Origin of the sequence: Candidatus Frankia alpina, from assembly GCF_902806485.1 — a bacterium.
Classification (GTDB): domain Bacteria; phylum Actinomycetota; class Actinomycetes; order Frankiales; family Frankiaceae; genus Frankia; species Frankia alpina.
Map to the genome: position 1 here is coordinate 1 of NZ_CADCWT010000488.1, position 1,193 is coordinate 1,193.

Below are 1,193 nucleotides of genomic sequence, written 5' to 3' on the forward strand. Positions count from 1 at the left end.
GTGTCGTCTCTAACTTTCGATGGGGATGTGGTAGATCGGTAGTGATGTCTTCTGCTGCCGTGAGGATGTGTCGTGTCTGGTTCGGGGTTACCGTCGGTGGTGCTGAGCGCCGGTGAGCGTGAGTGGTTGACGAGGGTGGTGCGGACCGGGGCGCATCCGGCGCAGGAGGTCCGCCGGTCACGGATCCTGCTGGAGCTTGACGAGAGTCAGGGTGAGCCGGCCGGCCGTCGGGAGATCGCCGAGCGGGTCGGGGTCGATCCCGACACGATCAGCAACGTGGCCAGGGCCTATGCCGAGCGTGGTGGTGACATCGCGGCAACGATCCAGCGCCGGAAACGGCTGACGCCACCGATCGAACCGAAGATCACCGGTGAGGTCGAGGCCCGGTTGATCGCGCTGGCGTACTCGGCCCCGCCGCAGGGTTATGCCCGTTGGTCGCTGCGGCTGCTGGAGAGACAGGTCGCGCTGGTCGAGGACATCCCGGACATGGATCACTCGACGATCGGGAGAGTGTTAAAAAAACGGCGCTTCGTCCTCATCTGAGGAAGTGCTGGACCATCCCGCCCCGCGCGAACGGCGAGTTCGTCGCCCGGATGGAAGACGTCCTCGCGGTCTACGCCCGCCCCCACGACCCCGCCGTGCCGGTGGTGTGCATGGACGAGAAGCCCTACCAGCTCCTGGCCCACGCCCGCGACCCGATCCCGGCCACGACCTCAAGGTCGACTCCGAGTACGTCCGCTGCGGGACCTGCTCGATCTTCATCTGGGTCGAGCCCCTCGCCGGCCGCCGCCGGGTGACCGCCCGAACGCAGCGGACCCGCATGGACTGAGCCCACGAGGTCGACCGGCTCCTGACCAGCGACTATCCCAAGGCCGAGAAGGTGATCCTCGTCCTGGACAACCTCAACACCCACTCCCTCGGCTCGCTGTACGAGGCCTTCGAACCCACCAAAGCGTTCGCGCTCGCCCAACGACTCGAGATCCACCACACTCCCAGACACGGCTCCTGGCTCAACATCGCCGAGATCGAGCTCTCCGCCCTGACCCGCCAATGCCTCGACCGCCGCGTCGCCGACCTGGACATCCTGAACACCGAACTCACCGCCTGGCAGAACGCGGTCAACACCAACCAGCGACAGGTCAACTGGCACTTCACCGCCAGCGACGCCCGCACCAAACTCCGCCACCTCTACC

Annotated in this window: 3 protein-coding genes; all 3 read left to right on the plus strand. The window is 66.2% G+C overall.

Annotation, left to right across the window (positions count from 1 at the left end):
* Window positions 1-72 precede the first annotated feature (72 nt).
* Window positions 73-543 carry a helix-turn-helix domain-containing protein gene (locus G6R25_RS28495; RefSeq protein ID WP_235949540.1) on the plus strand — a complete coding sequence of 157 codons (471 nt, stop codon included), beginning with the start codon at window positions 73-75 and terminating at the stop codon, window positions 541-543.
* A gap of 50 nt (window positions 544-593) precedes the next feature.
* Window positions 594-797, plus strand: coding sequence for a hypothetical protein (locus G6R25_RS28500; RefSeq protein WP_163554666.1), 204 nt, complete (start codon window positions 594-596; stop codon window positions 795-797).
* A gap of 83 nt (window positions 798-880) precedes the next feature.
* Window positions 881-1,193, plus strand: a 313-nt coding sequence (locus G6R25_RS28505) for a transposase (RefSeq protein WP_235949542.1), incomplete at its 3' end; no start/stop codon positions are given.